General features: G+C 68.0%; 16 protein-coding genes. 7 read left to right on the top strand and 9 right to left on the bottom strand.

The window, feature by feature from the left end; translation table 11 throughout:
* Nucleotide 1 precedes the first annotated feature (1 nt).
* Genes WEA80_09595 through ccmA form a run of 8 tightly spaced genes read right to left on the bottom strand, consistent with a single transcriptional unit; the run spans nt 2 to nt 5,743 of the window.
* On the bottom strand, nt 2–436 hold the full coding sequence (locus WEA80_09595) for a cytochrome c-type biogenesis protein (GenBank protein MEX1186829.1): 435 nt from the start codon (nt 434–436) through the stop codon (nt 2–4).
* A complete protein-coding gene (locus tag WEA80_09590) occupies nt 433–1,023 on the bottom strand; it encodes a redoxin domain-containing protein (protein MEX1186828.1) in 591 nt (196 codons plus the stop codon). Before WEA80_09590 ends, WEA80_09595 begins: the two co-directional genes overlap by 4 nt.
* Nucleotides 1,020–3,044: a heme lyase CcmF/NrfE family subunit gene (locus WEA80_09585; GenBank protein ID MEX1186827.1), complete on the bottom strand. Its 2,025-nt coding sequence runs from the start codon at nt 3,042–3,044 to the stop codon at nt 1,020–1,022. The genes WEA80_09590 and WEA80_09585 overlap by 4 nt, the downstream gene beginning before the upstream one ends.
* The gene (locus WEA80_09580; protein MEX1186826.1) at nt 3,041–3,484 is read right to left on the bottom strand and encodes a cytochrome c maturation protein CcmE; all 444 of its coding nucleotides are present in this window, start codon (nt 3,482–3,484) and stop codon (nt 3,041–3,043) included. The genes WEA80_09585 and WEA80_09580 overlap by 4 nt, the downstream gene beginning before the upstream one ends.
* A complete protein-coding gene (locus tag WEA80_09575) occupies nt 3,481–3,630 on the bottom strand; it encodes a hypothetical protein (GenBank protein MEX1186825.1) in 150 nt (49 codons plus the stop codon). Before WEA80_09575 ends, WEA80_09580 begins: the two co-directional genes overlap by 4 nt.
* Before the next feature lies 1 nt (nt 3,631).
* Entirely contained in the window at nt 3,632–4,342 is a 711-nt protein-coding gene (ccsA, locus tag WEA80_09570) for a cytochrome c biogenesis protein CcsA (GenBank protein MEX1186824.1), read from the bottom strand.
* Between the two features lie 10 nt (nt 4,343–4,352).
* Nucleotides 4,353–5,039 carry a heme exporter protein CcmB gene (locus tag WEA80_09565; GenBank protein ID MEX1186823.1) on the bottom strand — a complete coding sequence of 229 codons (687 nt, stop codon included), beginning with the start codon at nt 5,037–5,039 and terminating at the stop codon, nt 4,353–4,355.
* On the bottom strand, nt 5,039–5,743 hold the full coding sequence (gene ccmA / locus WEA80_09560) for a heme ABC exporter ATP-binding protein CcmA (GenBank protein MEX1186822.1): 705 nt from the start codon (nt 5,741–5,743) through the stop codon (nt 5,039–5,041). Before ccmA ends, WEA80_09565 begins: the two co-directional genes overlap by 1 nt.
* Nucleotides 5,744–5,859: 116 nt before the next feature.
* Between ccmA and WEA80_09555 the strand changes: the two genes are divergently transcribed.
* Together WEA80_09555 and WEA80_09550 are read left to right on the top strand one after the other, a co-directional pair.
* Nucleotides 5,860–6,945, top strand: a complete 1,086-nt coding sequence (locus WEA80_09555) for a hypothetical protein (protein ID MEX1186821.1) — start codon at nt 5,860–5,862, stop codon at nt 6,943–6,945.
* A 3-nt stretch (nt 6,946–6,948) separates the two neighbouring features.
* The gene (locus WEA80_09550; GenBank protein MEX1186820.1) at nt 6,949–7,233 is read left to right on the top strand and encodes a hypothetical protein; all 285 of its coding nucleotides are present in this window, start codon (nt 6,949–6,951) and stop codon (nt 7,231–7,233) included.
* Here WEA80_09550 and WEA80_09545 read toward each other — a convergent pair.
* Complete coding sequence (locus WEA80_09545; protein ID MEX1186819.1) at nt 7,217–8,152, bottom strand: ChaN family lipoprotein; 936 nt, start codon at nt 8,150–8,152, stop codon at nt 7,217–7,219. The two genes, WEA80_09550 and WEA80_09545, sit on opposite strands and share 17 nt — an antisense overlap.
* Here WEA80_09545 and WEA80_09540 point away from each other — a divergent pair.
* From WEA80_09540 to WEA80_09520, 5 genes are all read left to right on the top strand, one after another.
* Complete coding sequence (locus WEA80_09540; GenBank protein MEX1186818.1) at nt 8,151–8,702, top strand: nuclear transport factor 2 family protein; 552 nt, start codon at nt 8,151–8,153, stop codon at nt 8,700–8,702. The two genes, WEA80_09545 and WEA80_09540, sit on opposite strands and share 2 nt — an antisense overlap.
* A 104-nt stretch (nt 8,703–8,806) precedes the next feature.
* Nucleotides 8,807–10,975 carry a M3 family metallopeptidase gene (locus WEA80_09535; protein MEX1186817.1) on the top strand — a complete coding sequence of 723 codons (2,169 nt, stop codon included), beginning with the start codon at nt 8,807–8,809 and terminating at the stop codon, nt 10,973–10,975.
* Nucleotides 10,976–11,225: 250 nt separating this feature from the next.
* Nucleotides 11,226–13,499 (top strand): trehalose-6-phosphate synthase, encoded by a 2,274-nt coding sequence (locus WEA80_09530; protein ID MEX1186816.1) that lies wholly within the window; start codon nt 11,226–11,228, stop codon nt 13,497–13,499.
* Nucleotides 13,489–14,220 (top strand): trehalose-phosphatase, encoded by a 732-nt coding sequence (gene otsB, locus WEA80_09525; protein MEX1186815.1) that lies wholly within the window; start codon nt 13,489–13,491, stop codon nt 14,218–14,220. Before WEA80_09530 ends, otsB begins: the two co-directional genes overlap by 11 nt.
* Nucleotides 14,217–16,001: a glycoside hydrolase family 15 protein gene (locus WEA80_09520; protein ID MEX1186814.1), complete on the top strand. Its 1,785-nt coding sequence runs from the start codon at nt 14,217–14,219 to the stop codon at nt 15,999–16,001. Before otsB ends, WEA80_09520 begins: the two co-directional genes overlap by 4 nt.
* Nucleotides 16,002–16,262 lie beyond the last annotated feature (261 nt).

The following is a 16,262-nucleotide window of genomic DNA, read 5'->3' as shown; positions in this document are numbered from 1 at the left end:
GCTACTCCGGTTTTGGCTGGGACGCGCTCCACTTCCTGACCAACACGACTACGAAGGCCAGTCCTCCGAGCACGAGTATCACGGGAAAGACATACAGCAGGATGTTGAGCCCCGTCATCCTGGGCTCGAGCAGAATCCATTCGCCGTATCTCCCGACGAAGTACGCTTTCACTTCCTCGGGCGTCTTGCCGGCGCGGAGCTGCTCGCGCACGAGCGCGCGCATGTCCTGCGCGAGCTCCGACGGCGAGTCCTGAATGGATTCCCCCTGGCACACCGGGCAGCGGAGCGTGGAAGCGACCGCGGTCGTTCGCGCCTCCAGCTCGGCGTCGGCGGCCTCCTGCGCCGCTGCGCCCGGAGCTTCCTGGGACCGGCCTCCGGCGGCGAACCCGACCAGCGCCGCCACGGCGGCGGCGGTCATGAGCGACCGTCGCGTCACAGGCCGGATCCGGCCGGTACCGTATCGAGCGCCGGACTCGGCGCGAGAGAGTCTATCCAGAAGCGCAACACGCCCGCCGTGATGGGACCGATGTGCTTGTACGCGATGCGGCCGCCGGGATCGACGATGAACGTCTCGGGCACGCCGTACAGGCCGTAGTCGATCGCCGTGCGCGACCGGTCGTCGGTGACGGAAGGATAGCTCTGGCCGCCCATGCCTTCGATCCAGCGCAGTCCGTTGGCCGGACGATCGTGATACAGCACGCCGATGAACTGCGCCGGCTTGTCGGCGTACTCCCGGGCGGTCTCGCTGAGCGCGGCGTGCTCGTCGCGGCAGGCGAGGCACCACGACGCCCAGAAGTTGACGACGACGACCTTGCCGGCCAGATCGCCGAGCCGGATGGTGTCGCCGACGTCGCGAGCGAGCGGCGGCTCGCCGGTGGCGAATACCGGCAGCGCGAACGGCGGCGCGGGTCGTCCCGGAAGCGGCGAAGGGATCTCGCTCGGATTCCGTGTGAAGCCGAACGCGAACAGCGCGATCACCGGCGCGGCGGCGAGCGTGGCGATGGCGGCGCGCTTCCAGTTCACTCGCCGGCTCCGGTCAGGACCGGCTCCTCCGCCGCGGACTGCTCCGGCGGCGTTGGCGCGCTGGGGGTGCGCCGACGCCCGCCATGGAACATGCCGATGAGCGCGCCGAGCACGATCACCAGCCCGCCGAACCAGATCCACGGCACGAGCGGCTCGACGATCACCTTGACCGTCGCGTTGGCGCCGTTACTCTCGAACGCCATCAGGTTCACGTACAGATCGCCCTTGATGCTGCTGCGCACGTCGGGCGTCGGCACCGGCTCGTCGGATACGCGATAGAAGTTCATCCGCGGGTGGATCGTGCCGATGACCGCGCTGTCCCTGCCCAATACGTCCATCGTCGCGCCGATCACGGAGCGCTGCGGCTCCTCGCGCCCCCATACGTTCTTCAGCCGGACCGTCTGCCCCGCCACCGTGAGCGTCTGCCCCGGCACCAGCGTGGCTTCACGCTCCGAGCGGAAGGTGGACGACGCGGCCACGCCGAGCGCGACGAACAGGATCCCGATGTGCGCGACGTACCCGCCGTACCGCCGCCGGTTGCCGCCGATCAGCCGCACGAGTGCCGTGCCCCACCCTTCCCCGTGCGCGCGGCGCCGCGCCTTCATACCGACCCAGTACTCCCGGAGATTGCCAACTGCCGCGTAGCCGACGAACGCGAACGCGAGAATCGAGTACACTCCCCGCGCGCCGGCGAGCACCGCGATGACGCCCATCACGGCCGCCGCGATCAGCGGCGGCAGCAGCCGCCTGCGCGCTTCCGTCCACGTCGTGCTGCCCCACGGCAGCGCAGGTCCCACTCCCATGAGAAAGATCAGCGCCACCATCGCCGGGATCGTCATCCGGTTGAAGAACGGCTCGCCGACGCTGACCTTCACGCCGCGTATCGCCTCGGCGATGAGCGGGTACAGCGTTCCCACGAGCACCGTCAGCATCACCGCGGTGAGGAAGAGATTGTTCAGCAGGAACACCGTCTCGCGCGACGCCGCGCCGCCCAAATTCGCCCTGGTGCGGATGTGCTCCGAGTTGCCGGCCACGAGCACGAGCGTAGACACGAGCACGATCGCGATGAACGCGAGGAAGAAGTAGCCGATGTTGCCGGTCGTGAACGCGTGCACGGACGAGAGGATTCCCGAGCGGGTCAGGAACGTGCCGAAGATCGTCAGCACGAACGTCGCCACGCACAGGTTCAGCGTCCACAGCCGCAGCATGTTGCGCCGCTCCTGCACCATCACCGAGTGCAGATACGCCGTCGCGGTGAGCCAGGGCAAAAACGACGCGTTCTCGACCGGATCCCACGCCCAGTATCCGCCCCACCCGAGCACCTCGTACGACCACCACATCCCGGCGATGATCGCCGCGCCGAGGAACGCCCAAGCCGCCAGCATCCAGCGGCGGGAGAGAATGGCCCAGTCGTTCGAGTTCGCTTCCCGGGATACGATGGCCCCTACGGCGAACGCGAACGGCACCGTCATCCCGACGTAGCCGAGGTACAGCAACGGCGGATGCACCGCCATCAGCACGTGATTCTGCAGCAGCGTGTTCGGTCCGGGCCCGTCGGACGGCACGGGAAACACGGGCACGAACGGGTCGGCGGGGCCCACCAGCAGTATCCCGAAGAATGCCGCGACCGCCAGCATCGTCATCGCGGCGTACGGCACGAGATTGCCCGGGCGCCGGTGGTGCAGCCACACGACCGCCGCCGCGTACAGCGCCAGGACCCACGCCCAGAACAGAATCGATCCCTCGAGCGCGCCCCAGAGCGAGATGATCGTGAACAGCAGCGGGGTCGAGCGGCTGCCCACGGCCGCCACGTACGACACCGAGAAGTCGTGGATCACCAGCGCGACGACCATCGCCACGGTCGCGATGGTGACCAGCAGAAAGTTCGTGTAGACCGCGCCGTAAGTCAGCTGCAGCCATTCCCGCCGGCCCGTACGGATCGCGATCGGCGCGATGACAGCCCCGAACACAACCGTGGCCACCGACACCAGCAACGCGTTGTGCGCGAGGAGTCCGATCACGGCGTGGAAGACTGCTGGATGAGCGTCCTGTACTTCTCGTGCGCTTCCTCGCCGGGCTTCGGCGCGCGGTACTCGTTCGAGTGCTTCACCATCAGGTTCGAAGCTTCGAACACGCCGCCCGTGCCCACGCGCCCCTCGACGATCACGCCCATGCCGTCGCGGAACATCTGCGGCGGAGCGCCGGTCGAGCGTACGGGCATCTCACCGCCGCCGTCGGTCACCGTGAAGCGCAGGTCGAGCGCCTGCGCGTCCCACTTCACCGAGCCGGGCTTCACCTGCCCGCCGAGTCGGACGGGAACGCCGACGCCTTCCGTGCCTTTCGCGAGCAGCTCCTGGGGCGTCAGAAAGAAAACCATGTTCTTCTCGAGACCGCCAAACAGCAGCCAGGCGAATACGCCGATTATCACGGCCCCGCCGCCCAGCACCCATGCGCGCTTCATCGCAGATCCTCTCCCCGCCCGCTGACGCGGGCATAGTCGGCGCGAGCCCGTCCGTCCTTGCTGACGAGCCGCCACACGTAACCCAATAGAACCACCCACGTGAGCGCGTACGCCGCGATCACGAACGTCTCGTTGGACGCGATCATCTCACCTTCCTCCCATGGCGGCCGCCTGGGCCGTCTGCTCGGCCGCCAGCTCGAGGCGGGCTATCTCGTAGCGCTTGCGAATGAAGTAGATCATCACCAGCAGCAGCGCGATCGCATTCAGCCGCAGGCCCAGCGTGTAGGCCGGGTCGAGCGTGGACGGGCTCGACGGCTGCTGATGCAGCGTCCGCCACCACATGACCGACATGTACACTATCGGCACGTTGATGGCTCCGATGATCCCCACGGCGGCGCTCCAGCGGGCGCGCTGCCCGGCGTCGTCCACGAATCCGCGCAGCGCCAGGTAGCCGACGAAGATCAGGAACAGCACGAGCGTGGAAGTCAGCCGCGCGTCCCACGTCCACCACACCCCCCACGTCGGCCGCCCCCAGATCATTCCGAGCGCCAGGGTGAGGCCGTTGAATACCGCTCCGACCTCCGCGGCCGAGGCGGCGATCAGGTCGTCGGTCTCCCTGCGGCGCCACAGGTAGAGCACGCTGAACACGAGCACCACGAAGAACGCGAGGAAGGTCATCCACGCGGCGGGCACGTGCACGTACATGATCTTCTGCAGATGCCCCATGTCGCCTTCGGCGGGCGAATTGCGAATGGAATAGGCCTGAGCCGCGCCGAGCACGGCGAAGCTTGCGAACGCGAGCCAGATCCCGGTGCGGCGCGGTAAGCGTGTATCGAGTGATTGATCGTTGGTGGGCATCGATTGATGTTCAGGCCTCAATGACATGTTCGAAGGCGAGGAACGTGGCTATCAGGAAGATCACGTCGTACGCGGCTAGCAGCCGGATCCAGGCGTCCGCGTCGTGCATCAGATCGGCCCCGAGCAGCGCTTTCGACGCCGTGGTCGCCGCGACGAGCACGGGCACCAGCATCGGGAAGAGCAGCAGCGGGAGCAACACCTCCCGGGCGCGGCTGCGGCTCGCCATCGACGCGTAGAAGGTGCCCAGCACCACCAAACCTATAACTCCGAGCGCGAGCACGCCCAGCAACGTGGGCCACCTGGACGGTATCCGGACGCTAAACAGAACGACGCCGACGGCCACGACTATCGCGACCATGAGCGTCAGGAAGATCAGGTTGCCGAGGAGCTTGCCGGCGAAGATCGTCCAGCGCGGTCCGGGATACTGCAGCAGCGGCTCGAGCGCGCCGCTCTCCAGCTCGACCTGAAACGACCGGTTGAACGCGAGCACGCCGGAGAACAGCAGGGCGAGCCAGACAGCACCGACCGCCGCGTCCCGGAGCGCCTGCGCGTCGGGGCCGAGCGCGAGCCCGAGCAGGATCAGGATCGTCACACCGAGCGATGCGACGCTGTTGAACCCCGCCTTCGCGCGCAGCTCGGTAGTCACGTCCTTTCGCGCGATGGCGCGAACCCGCCGCCAGTCGTCGCGCCACGCCATCAGCGCACCACCGAGATCGGTCCCGTCCACTCGCCGGCAGCGAGCGCTTGACTCACGGGCTCGATCCGCCCATCGACGAGGCTCACGGTGCGCGCGAGAATTCCGCGCGCGGGAGCCAGCTCGTGGAGCGCGACGAGCGCGGCCCCGCCCGAGCGCACGACTTCGCCGAGAATGGAGTTCATCAAGTCGATGCCTTCCGCGTCGAGATTGCTGTACGGCTCGTCCAGCAGCAGGATGCGCGGAGCGCGCAGGATCAGGCGGGCGATCCCGAGCCGCCGCTGCATTCCCGCGGAGAATCCACGCACCCTGTCGCCCGCGACATTGGTCAGGCCGACGCGTTCGAGACTCTCCTCGACGGCGGCGTAACCCAGCCCCAGCATGTCCGCCGCGAAGCGAAGGTTCTCGCGCGCGGTGAGATCGTCGTACAGCCCCATGGTGTGCGCGAGGTACCCGACGCGGCCACGCACCGCGCTCGCGTCGCGGACGATGTCGAGCCCGTCGACGGTCGCGCTGCCGACGGTCGGATTCAGCAGCGTCCCGAGGATTCGCAGGATCGTGCTCTTGCCGCTGCCGTTGGCGCCCAGCAGGCCCACGGCCTCGCCGCGCGCTACCTCGAGCGTCACGCCGCGCAGCACCCAGCGCGCGCCGAAGCGTTTGCCCAGGCCGCTCAGGTGCATCGCGCGCTCGGGATGGCCGGTATGCATCGAACGAAGATAGCGCCCGGAAGACGCACCGTAATTCCGGTAAAGCCCCACGGTGTGTCGCAAAAACCCTGACCTTGGCGCTTCGCCACGGCGGTCGCCCCGCTATAATGCCTCCGATGCACAGATCTCGCGCCGCAGCCGCGCTGGCATGCATCGCCGCCGGCTGCGTTCAACCATCGATTCCCGAAGCAGCCGGACCGGCGGGCGAAGCCGGCGTCGTCCTCGCGAGCTACACCGTCGCGCCCTCGCAGGGAGAGAGCCGCTTCGCGGCGATTCGCCAGCTCACGGCGGGCGGCCAGAACGCGGAAGCCTACTTCAGCCGCGACGGGCAGTGGATCACTTTCCAGAGCGCGCAGCTCGAGTACCCGTGCGACCAGCAGTACGTGATGCGCGTGGACGGCAGCGGGCTGCGCCGCGTCTCCGACGGGCGCGGCAAGACCACTTGCGGCTGGTTCTTCCCCGACGCCAGACGATTGTTCTTCGCCTCCACCACCGCGCACCAGGACAGGTGCCCGCCGAAGCCGGATCCGTCCGCGGGCTACGTCTGGCCGCTCGACCCGTACGACATCTACGCGGTGGATCGCGACGGGACCAACACGACGCGGCTCACGCATTACGACGTGTACACGGCCGAAGGCGTCCTCTCGCCCGACGGCAAGCGCATCGTGTTCACGTCGCTCGAGTCGGGCGACCTCGAGATCTACACGATGAACGTGGACGGCACCGACGTGCGGCGGCTCACGCACACGCCCGGCTACGACGGCGGCCCGTGGTGGTCGCCGGACGGGAAGAAGATCGTGTATCGCGCCAATCACCCGGCTGATCCCGCCGAGCTGGCGCGGTACCGCTCGCTGCTCGCCCAGAACCTCGTGCGGCCGAGCCGCGTCGAGCTGTTCATCATGAACGCGGACGGCTCGGACCAGCGGCAGATCACCCGCCTCGGCGGCGCGAACTTCGGCCCGTCGTGGACGCCCGACGGGAGCCGCATCATCTTCTCCTCCAATTACCGGGATCCGCGCAGCGGCAACTTCGATCTCTACATGATCGACGAGACCGGCGCCGGCCTCGAGCAGATCACGACGGATCCCGGCTTCGACGGCTTTCCGATGTTCAGCCCCGACGGGCGCAAGCTGATCTGGGCGTCGAGCCGGGGCGCGACGCGCAGCGGGGAGAGCAACGTCTTCATCGCGGACTGGAGGTAACGGATGGGCGCGAAGCTCAAGCACCTGCTCGCGGAGTACGGACTCGTCGCCTTCACGATTTACATGACGCTGTTCTTCGGCGTGCTCGTCGGCATCTACCTGGCGATCAACGCGGGTTGGGCGCCCGACGGCGTGGCCGCCAACGCCGGCGCGTGGACCGCGGCGTACCTCGCCACCAAGCTGACGCAGCCGCTGCGCATCGCCGCGACCCTCGTGCTCACTCCGGTCGTCGGGCGCCTCCGGCACCGCGGCGGCCCGAAGCGCGCGCCCGCTAGTCCCGGCGCGTAAAGATCAGAAAGTCGGCGCGGCCCGCGTTCGGCGCGACCGGCGCCAGGGCCGGATCTCTCGCGGGGACCGCCGTGACGACCGCCAGCTTCCAGCGCGGCTCGCGCCGCGCGACCCGCTCCGCAACTCCGTGTCCGTAGTCGCTGTGAAAGGAGCCGTTGTAGTGCACGGCAATCGCGTTGCGCGGAGCGCGCCGCAGCGCGGCCACGATCGACTCCGCCATCGTCTCATCCTTGACGCACTGCGCGAGGTAAAATCGCTCGGCGACCGCAGTCGGCAGCGTGTCGCCCGGCTGCGGCGCCGGTCCGGATCCGGCGCTGTGCGACCGGGTCTCCGCCAGAAAGCGCGCGCGGTAATCGTCGTTCGGGCACGACAGCTCGCGCGCCGCGTGGGACCGGCCCGGGACCGACAGGGTGTCCAGCACGCTCAGCCCCGCCCTGCCCACCGCCGACGCCATGGGCCGCGGCACGTTGGCCGCGAGCACCCGCCAGCCGCGCGCCTTGGCCAGCTCGACGAGACCGCGGTAGTCCGTGGCGTAGCGCGGCCACGGCCGCGAGCGGGCGAGAAAATCCGCCTCGGTGATCCGCCCCGCCAGATAATCGTCGAGCGCGCCCTGGACGTCCCGCTCGAACATCTCCAGCGAGACGATCACCGGCCGCCCGGACCGCGCGAGCGCGTGCAGCAGCTCGACTTCGGCCGCGTGCGTCCGCGGATCGTCGTGCTGCTCGCCGAAGAAGACCACCTTGGCGCCGCTCAGACGCACGGCCATCCGCTCGAACGTCGTTTCCCGCCGCGCGTCGGTAGCCACGACGCGATAGCGCGCGGCGGGCCTGGGCGCGGTCGCGATCGGCGCCACGGCAGGAATGCACCCGGCCGACCCCACCAGCAGAGCTACAAGGACGGGTCGGGCGAATGAGAGCATGATCGCGTATCTTCGCGGGCGGCACGTCGACACGCAACCTCGAACGGGGATCGTCATGAAGAGACTGCTGCTGTGGTGCGCCGCGCTCGGCGCGCTGGGCTGTGCCGCCGCGGGCACCGGCGCGCGATCGACAGGCACGACCGCCGTTTCGGCCGCCGACAGAGACGCCGTCGTCGCCGCGGTCCAGTCGCTATTCGACGCGATGCGCGCGCGCGACACCGCGGCAATCAAAACCGCGTTCGCGCCGAACGCGCAGCTCGTCTCCATCCGGAGCACACCGGGGGCGCCGCCGCGGGTGAACGTGCTCTCCGTGCCCGCGTTCGCGGCATCAATCGGCCGCGCGACGGACGCGCTCGTGGAGCGGATGTGGGATCCGCGCGTCGAGGTCGCGGGAGACATCGCTTCGCTGTGGGCCCCGTATGACTTCCGCAGAGGAAGCACCTTCAGCCACTGCGGCCACGACGCCGCGCATCTTGTCCGTACGGCCGAGGGCTGGAAGATCGCCGCGATCACATACACAGTCACGACCGCGGGGTGCATTACGCCCTGAGCGCCCCTTGCCACTATAGTGGGTCGCTCGTAGCCTTCGAAGGTGCACTTCATCGCCGACTCCGGCGCCACGTTCCAGTTACGCCACAGCCTAATCTCCTTGCCATGCTCTCCCGGATCCCGCCACACCGCGCTGCCGCGCTCGTCGCGCTCGGCATCGCTCTCGCCTGCGCGCCTGTCGTGACGACGACCACGCAAGCTACTCCTCCGCCGGATGCAGGCGCGCCGGCGCCGGCAAGCCCGCTCCTCCAGGAGTGGACCGGACCGTACGGCGGAATTCCGCCGTTCGACCGGATCACCGTCGCCGACTTCAAGCCGGCTCTCGAGACCGCGATGGCCGAGGAGCTGGCCGAGGTCGAGCGCATAGCGACCGATCCCGCGCCGCCGACGTTCGAGAACACGCTCGCGGCGCTGGAGCGGACCGGCCGCAAGCTCGACCGGGTGACGACCTCCTACGGCATCTGGAGCTCGACGATGAACACCGACGAGTTCCGGCCGATCGAGCGGGAGATGGCGCCCAAGCTGGCAGCGCACTCGGACCGCATCACGCAGAACGCGGCGCTATTCCGCCGCATCGACGCGGTGTACATCTCGCCGGAGAAGGCGTCGCTCACGCCGGAGCAGCAGCGGCTGGCGTGGCTGTACCACACCAGCTTCGTGCGCGCCGGCGCGCGGCTCGACGACGCGGCGAAAAGCCGGCTGTCGGTGATCAACCAGCGGCTAGCGGCGCTGTACACGTCGTTCAGTCAGAACGTGCTGGCGGACGAGGGCCAGACGCTGCTGCTGACGAGCGAATCGGAGCTGGTGGGGCTGCCGCGGTCGCTGCGGGACGCCGCCGCGGCGGCGGCCACGGCAAAGGGTCAGACGGGCTGGCTGATCAGCAACACCCGCTCTTCGGTGGATCCATTCCTGACGTACGCCGACAACCGAGAGCTGCGCGAGCGGGTATGGCGGATGTTCGTCGATCGCGGCGACAACCCGGGCGCGCACAACAACAACGCCATCATCTCGGAGATACTCGCGCTGCGGGCCGAGCGGGCGAAGCTGCTGGGGTACGCGACGCACGCGCACTGGCGCCTCGAGAACACCATGGCGAAGACGCCCGAGCGGGCGGTCGAGCTGCTCGAGGCCGTCTGGCGTCCCGCGGTCGCGCGCGTCGCCGAGGAAGTGCGCGACATGCAGGCGCTCGCGCGCGCCGAAGGACAGAACATCACCATCGAGCCGTGGGACTACCGGTATTACGCGGAGAGGGTCCGGAAGCAGCGCTACGATCTGGATCAGAACGAGGTCAAGCCGTACCTCCAGCTCGAGCGCCTGCGCGAAGGAATGTTCTGGGTGGCCGGCGAGCTGTTCGGGTTCGACTTCACGCCCGTGACGGTGCCCGTGTACCACCCCGACGTGCGAGTGTGGGAGGTCAAGGACCGGGCCACCGGGCGGCACGTGGGGCTCTGGTACTTCGACCCCTACGCGCGCGACGGCAAGCGCTCGGGCGCGTGGATGAACTCGTACCGGAGGCAGGAGCGGTTCGACGCCGACGTCACGACGATCGTGTCGAACAACTCGAACTTCGTGGAGGGGGCGCCCGGCGAGGCCGTGCTGATCTCGTGGGACGACGCGACCACCCTGTTTCACGAGTTCGGGCACGCGCTGCACGGGCTGTCGTCGAGCGTGAACTACCCGTCGCTGTCCGGCACGGCGGTGCCGCGCGATTACGTGGAGTTCCCCTCGCAGCTGTTGGAGCACTGGCTGTCCACGCCGGAAGTGCTGCAGCGGTTCGCGCTGCACTACCGGACGGGCGAGCCGATCCCGCAAACGCTCGTGGACCGGATCGAGCGGGCGTCGAAGTTCAACCAGGGCTTCGCCACGACGGAATACCTCGGCAGCGCGATCGTGGACATGCGCATGCATCTGGCCGGTGACCGGCCGATAGACGCCGACGCGTTCGAGCGCGAGACGCTCGCCGAGCTGGGGATGCCGCGGGAGATCGTCATGCGGCACCGGACGCCGCACTTCCTGCACGTCTTCGCCGGTGACGGCTACTCCGCGGGTTACTACAGCTATCTGTGGTCCGACGTGCTGACGGCGGACGCGTACCAGGCCTTCGTCGAGGCGGGCGGCCTGTACGATCCCGCGGTCGCCGCGCGGCTGCGGCAGCACATCTTCTCGATCGGCAACACGATGGATCCCGCCGACGCGTACCGTGCCTTTCGGGGACGGGATCCGCGGATCGAGGCGCTGATGGCGAAGCGCGGGTTCAGCACGATTACGCCTTAATGGCGGGGCAAGTCCAGGAATATTCCAGGCGGAATCCTGGCCGTGAGTTTTGAGCTGTTGGCTGTCAGCCATCAGGCAACTGACATTTGGACGTTCCGTTGCGTTCGCCGGCGAAATTCGTTGCCTGTTTGGCCGTTCGTAACGACGCAGCAGGACAACTGAAGGACTGTAAACAGACACCGCGCCAGCCGCGAAATCCGCGGCGCTTGCCCGCGTTACGGCGGGATCTTTGCAGACGTAGGGAACCCTCGTGAGACTATCCCTCCGGTTCGTAATACCGCTCCTGCTCACGGTGGCGGCGCTCGCCTATCTCGTCATGCCGCTCGCGGACCGCCTGACGCTCCGCTGGTTCATGAACGATATGGACATCCGCGCGACCCTGATCGCGAACACGATCGACGAGCCGGTCGCCACCCTGGTCGCCCTGGAAGACTCGGTGAGAATCCGCCAGTTCTTCACGCGGATCACGCAGGACGAGCGGCTGTACGCCATGGCTCTCTGCGCGGCGCCGAGCTCCGCGCCAGTGACCACCGGGCCGCTTCCGAGCGAGATCAACTGCGCGAACCTGGAAGGACTGGCGACTCCCGCGCGACGCATCGTCCAGGCTGAGCAGGGGCCGCTCCTGGTCTCGGTTCGACCGCTCACGGCCGACGGATCCGCCGTGGCCGCCCGCGTCGTGATCGTGCAGGACATGGCCTACATCACGCGGCGGAGCGAGGAGACCAAGCGCTACCTGTTCTACTTCTTCGTCGGCCTGGGCGTGCTCGTCTCCATCGTGACCGTCGTGATCGCGCAGCTGAGCTGGCGCGGCTGGATCCAGGGCCTGCGGGCGCTGATGCGCGGTGAGGGGCTGCTGCGTCCGGCCACGGACAACGAGAGCGCGGAGCTCCGGCCCATCGCGGACGATCTTCGCGCGCTGATCCGCGACCTGGAGGCCGAGCATCAGCTGCGGGACGCCGAGCAGCTGGCATGGACGCCGGAGACCCTGCGCGGAATTCTCGATCGGGAGCTGCATGGCCAGGACATCATCGTGGTGTCGAACCGCGAGCCGTACATCCACGTACGGAAAGGAGATTCGATCGTGGTGCAGCGTCCCGCGAGCGGCGTGGTCACCGCGATCGAGCCGATAATGCGCGCGTGCTCGGGAACCTGGATCGCGCACGGCAGCGGCACCGCCGACCATGAAGTCGTGGACAGCCGCGACCGCATCGGCGTGCCGCTGGATCGTCCCGAGTACCAGCTGCGCCGCGTGTGGCTGTCGAAGAAAGAGGAGGATGGCTACTACTACGGCTTCGCGAACGAGGGATTATGGCCGCTGTGCCACATCTCGCACGTGCGCCCCACGTTCCGCGCGGACGATTGGCGGCAGTATCAGATCGTGAACGAGAGGTTCGCCGACGCCGTCGCCGACGAAGCGAAGTCGCCCGATCCGATCGTGCTGATCCAGGACTATCACTTCGCTCTGCTGCCGCGAATGATCCGGCGGAGACTGCCGGCGGCTACCATCATCACGTTCTGGCACATCCCCTGGCCGAATCCGGAAGCCTTCGCGATCTGCCCCTGGCGCATGGAGCTGCTGGACGGCCTGCTCGGCAGCAGCATCCTCGGCTTCCACACGCAGTTCCATTGTAACAACTTCGTCGACACGGTCGACCGGGTGCTCGAGGCGCGCGCTGACCGCGAGACGTTCAGCGTCTCCTACAAGGGAAAGACGACGGCCGTCAGGCGGTATCCGATCTCCGTGGCGTGGCCGCCGCCCGCGGGGCTGCTCGGCAAGCCGGTGCCGGAGTGCCGCACGGCGGTGCGCGCGCGCCACGGACTGCCGGAGAACCAGCTGCTCGGGATCGGAATCGACCGGCTCGATTACACGAAGGGCATCGAGGAGCGGTTCCGCGCGGTCGAGCGGCTGTTCGAGCTGCACCCTCACTGGGTGGGCAAGTTCACGTTTCTGCAGATCGCGGCGCCGACCCGCGCGAAGATCGGGCACTACCGGGAGTACGACGCGCGCGTCCGCGAGATGGCCGCCTCGATCAACATCAAGTTCGGGGGCGGGGCTCCCGCGATCGTGCTCGCGGTGGAGCATCACGAGCCGGACAGCGTCTTCGAGCATTACCGCGCGGCCGACGTTTGCTTCGTGAGCAGTCTGCACGACGGAATGAACCTGGTGGCGAAGGAGTTCGTGGCCTCCCGCGACGACCTCGGGGGAGTGCTCGTGCTCAGCCAGTTCACCGGCGCGTCGCGGGAGCTGCCCGAGGCGCTGATAGTGAATCCGTACGACGCGGACCAGTGCGCGGCGGCGCTCCACGCGGCGCTGACGATGACGCCCAGCATGCAGCGGGCGCGCATGCAGCTCATGCGCGGACTCGTGCAGGAGTTCAACGTGTTCCGCTGGGCCGGGAGGATGCTCATGGACGCCGCGACGATACGGCGCCGCGTGCGGCTGTTGGACACGCAGAAGGCGGATCGCATCGAGCGCCGGGACCACAGCCGCTCGATCCCGGCGATGAACGCTGATGAAGGCTGACGACACGGCGCCCGCGCCGCGCGCCGACTGGGCCTATTTCGTCGACCTCGACGGCACGCTCCTGGACATCGCCCCGTCCCCCGCGGACGTGCGTCTCGACGAGGAGGTGCAGACGCTGCTCACGGAGCTGAGCGAGTTCGCCGGCGGAGCCGTCGCGCTCATCAGCGGACGATCGATCAGCGACATCGGCAGTCTCATCAGCGAGCCCTGCCTGCCCATGGCGGGCCAGCACGGGCTGGAAAGGCGGGACGCGACGGGCCGCGTCACTGCCCACGAAGAGCAGTCGAACGGGCTGGAGCGCGCGGCCGGCAGGCTCGAGCGGGAGGTGAGGAAATACTCCGGCCTCCTGCTCGAGCAGAAGGGCCTCTCGCTGGCGCTGCACTACCGCGCCGTTCCCGAGCTCGCGGGCCACGTCCACACGTTGATGCGCAGGCTGTGCGCGGAGCTGGGGCCCGAGTACGTGCTGCAGGAAGGCAAGCGCGTCGTGGAGCTCAAGCCCGCCGGCAAGGACAAGGGCGTCGCGGTGCAGGAGTTCATGCGCGAGCCGCCGTTTCGCGGGCGGACGCCGGTGTTCCTCGGCGACGACGCGACCGACGAGTACGCGTTCGCCGTCGTCAACGAGGCGAACGGAATCTCCATCAAGGTCGGCCCCGGAAAGACCGGCGCCCGCTTCAGGCTGAAGGACGTCCGGGCCGTCCGCCGGTGGCTGGACACCAGATGAGCACGCTCGACCTGGCGCTCATAGGCAACGGCACGATCGGCGCGCTCGTCGACCCGGCTGGGACCATCTGCTGGTGCTGTTTTCCCCGGTTCGACGGGGACCCGGCGTTCTGCTCCCTGTTGCGCGGAGCGGAAGAGGACCCGCAGGGGATATTCGCCATCGAGCTCGCGGACCAGACGCGCGCCGAGCAGGAGTATCTCGCCAACTCCGCCATACTGGTGACCCGCCTGTTCGACGCGAGCGACGGCTGCATCGAGGTTACCGACTTCGCGCCGCGCTTCGATCAGTACGAGCGGATGTTCTGCCCGATGATGCTGGTGCGACAGATCAAGCGCGTGAGCGGATCGCCCCGGGCGAGAGTGCGGCTGAGGCCGATGAAGAACTACGGCGGAGAGCGGTTGGCTACCACAGTCGGCAGCCACCACGTCCGGTACTACGGCGGCGAGGCGGTGCTGCGGCTCACGACGACGCTCCCGATCTCCGCGGTCATCGAGGAGAACACGTTCTTCGTCGAGGACACCCACACGCTCGTCCTCGGACCCGACGAGACGATCATGGGCTCCGTCGCGTCGCTCGGCCGGCACATGTTCGAGGAGACGCTGTCGCACTGGAGAAAGTGGGTTCGCTCCCTGGCCATCCCGTTCGAGTGGCAGGAGGAGGTTATTCGCGCCGCGATCAGCCTCAAGCTGAACGTGGTCGAGGACACCGGCGCGATCATCGCGGCCGTGACGACTTCGATCCCGGAAGCGCCGGGCACCACCCGCAACTGGGACTACAGGTACTGCTGGATTCGCGACGCGTACTTCGTGGTCAACGCGCTCAACCGCCTGGGCGCTACGCGCACGATGGAGCGATACCTTGGCTATATCCTGAACATCGTGGCGGACGTCGGTGACGAGCCCCTCAAGCCCATGTACGGGATCACCGGCCGCCCGGTCCCCGGCGAGCACGTCGCGCAAGCGCTCCCCGGGTACCGCGGAATCGGCCCCGTGCGAATCGGCAACGACGCGCACAGGCAGGTGCAGCACGACGTGTACGGCTCGGCCATACTGGCCGCGCCGCACGTGTTCTTCGATCACCGCCTCGTGCGGCGGGAAGACGATTCCCTGTTCCCCCGTCTCGAGTACCTGGGCGAGCAGGCGGCGAAGCTGTTCGATCAGCCGGATGCGGGCATATGGGAGCTGCGCGGGTCGAATCACGTGCACACTTTCTCCAGCGTCATGTGCTGGGCCGGCTGCGACCGGCTCGCTCGAATCGCCGCGCATCTGGAGCTGCCGGAAAAGGCCGCGTACTGGCGCGCCCACGCCGACCGGATTCACGCCGTGATATCCCGCCGCTCGTGGAACGCGGAGCTCAACAGTTTCGTCGCGACGATGGACGGCTCCACGCTCGACGCCAGCCTGCTGCGGCTGCACGAGGTCGGCTTCGTGAGCCCCGACGATCCGCGGTTCGTGGGGACCGTGCGCGCAATCGAGCGCGAGCTGCGCCGCGGACAGATGATCTTCCGCTACACCGAGCCGGACGACTTCGGCACGCCCACGAACGCGTTTGTCGTGTGCACCTTCTGGTACATCAACGCGCTGGCGGCCATCGGCGAGCGGGAGGAGGCGCGGGTTCTGTTCGAGCACCTGCTCACCTGCCGAAACCGGCACGGCCTCCTGGCGGAGGACATAGACCCCGGGACGTGCGAGCAGTGGGGGAACTTCGTGCAGACCTACAGCATGGTGGGGATCATCGATTCGGCCAGCAGGTTGTCGGCCAACTGGGACCAGGCCTACTGACCGACGGGAATGGCTCCAGGGATATTCCAGACGGAATATTCCTGGAGCCTACCTTCCGCGACGATGCCCGACTCCTCCGGCATAACTGTTCTTCTCCTGCTTGACATCCTCCCCCGCCCGCCTCACCTTGCAATCATGAAGCTCGCGCTGAATTACCTGCCGTCGAATTGCCACAATTTCCTCTCCGGGAGGTCTGGCTAGCTCGCGCGCGTGTGTTCCAACTGCGTTGCTGCGCCCGCCAGACTCGATCCGGCGGGCTTT

The organism is Gemmatimonadaceae bacterium (genome assembly GCA_040882285.1).
Classification (GTDB): domain Bacteria; phylum Gemmatimonadota; class Gemmatimonadetes; order Gemmatimonadales; family Gemmatimonadaceae; genus JACDCY01.
The sequence above is the reverse complement of the archived record's forward strand: the minus strand, read 5'-3'. Positions and strand labels throughout refer to the sequence as shown.

What these genes read in the sequence shown, in the direction of transcription:
- WEA80_09535 (MEX1186817.1), top strand. Translation starts at nt 8,807, where the DNA reads ATGCTCTCCCGGATCCCGCCACACCGCGCTGCCGCGCTCGTCGCGCTC.
- WEA80_09520 (MEX1186814.1), top strand. Translation starts at nt 14,217, where the DNA reads ATGAGCACGCTCGACCTGGCGCTCATAGGCAACGGCACGATCGGCGCG.
- WEA80_09575 (MEX1186825.1), bottom strand. Translation starts at nt 3,630, where the DNA reads ATGATCGCGTCCAACGAGACGTTCGTGATCGCGGCGTACGCGCTCACG.
- WEA80_09580 (MEX1186826.1), bottom strand. Translation starts at nt 3,484, where the DNA reads ATGAAGCGCGCATGGGTGCTGGGCGGCGGGGCCGTGATAATCGGCGTA.
- WEA80_09545 (MEX1186819.1), bottom strand. Translation starts at nt 8,152, where the DNA reads ATGCTCTCATTCGCCCGACCCGTCCTTGTAGCTCTGCTGGTGGGGTCG.
- WEA80_09565 (MEX1186823.1), bottom strand. Translation starts at nt 5,039, where the DNA reads ATGGCGTGGCGCGACGACTGGCGGCGGGTTCGCGCCATCGCGCGAAAG.
- otsB (MEX1186815.1), top strand. Translation starts at nt 13,489, where the DNA reads ATGAAGGCTGACGACACGGCGCCCGCGCCGCGCGCCGACTGGGCCTAT.
- WEA80_09540 (MEX1186818.1), top strand. Translation starts at nt 8,151, where the DNA reads ATGATCGCGTATCTTCGCGGGCGGCACGTCGACACGCAACCTCGAACG.
- WEA80_09550 (MEX1186820.1), top strand. Translation starts at nt 6,949, where the DNA reads ATGGGCGCGAAGCTCAAGCACCTGCTCGCGGAGTACGGACTCGTCGCC.
- ccmA (MEX1186822.1), bottom strand. Translation starts at nt 5,743, where the DNA reads ATGCATACCGGCCATCCCGAGCGCGCGATGCACCTGAGCGGCCTGGGC.
- ccsA (MEX1186824.1), bottom strand. Translation starts at nt 4,342, where the DNA reads ATGCCCACCAACGATCAATCACTCGATACACGCTTACCGCGCCGCACC.
- WEA80_09555 (MEX1186821.1), top strand. Translation starts at nt 5,860, where the DNA reads ATGCACAGATCTCGCGCCGCAGCCGCGCTGGCATGCATCGCCGCCGGC.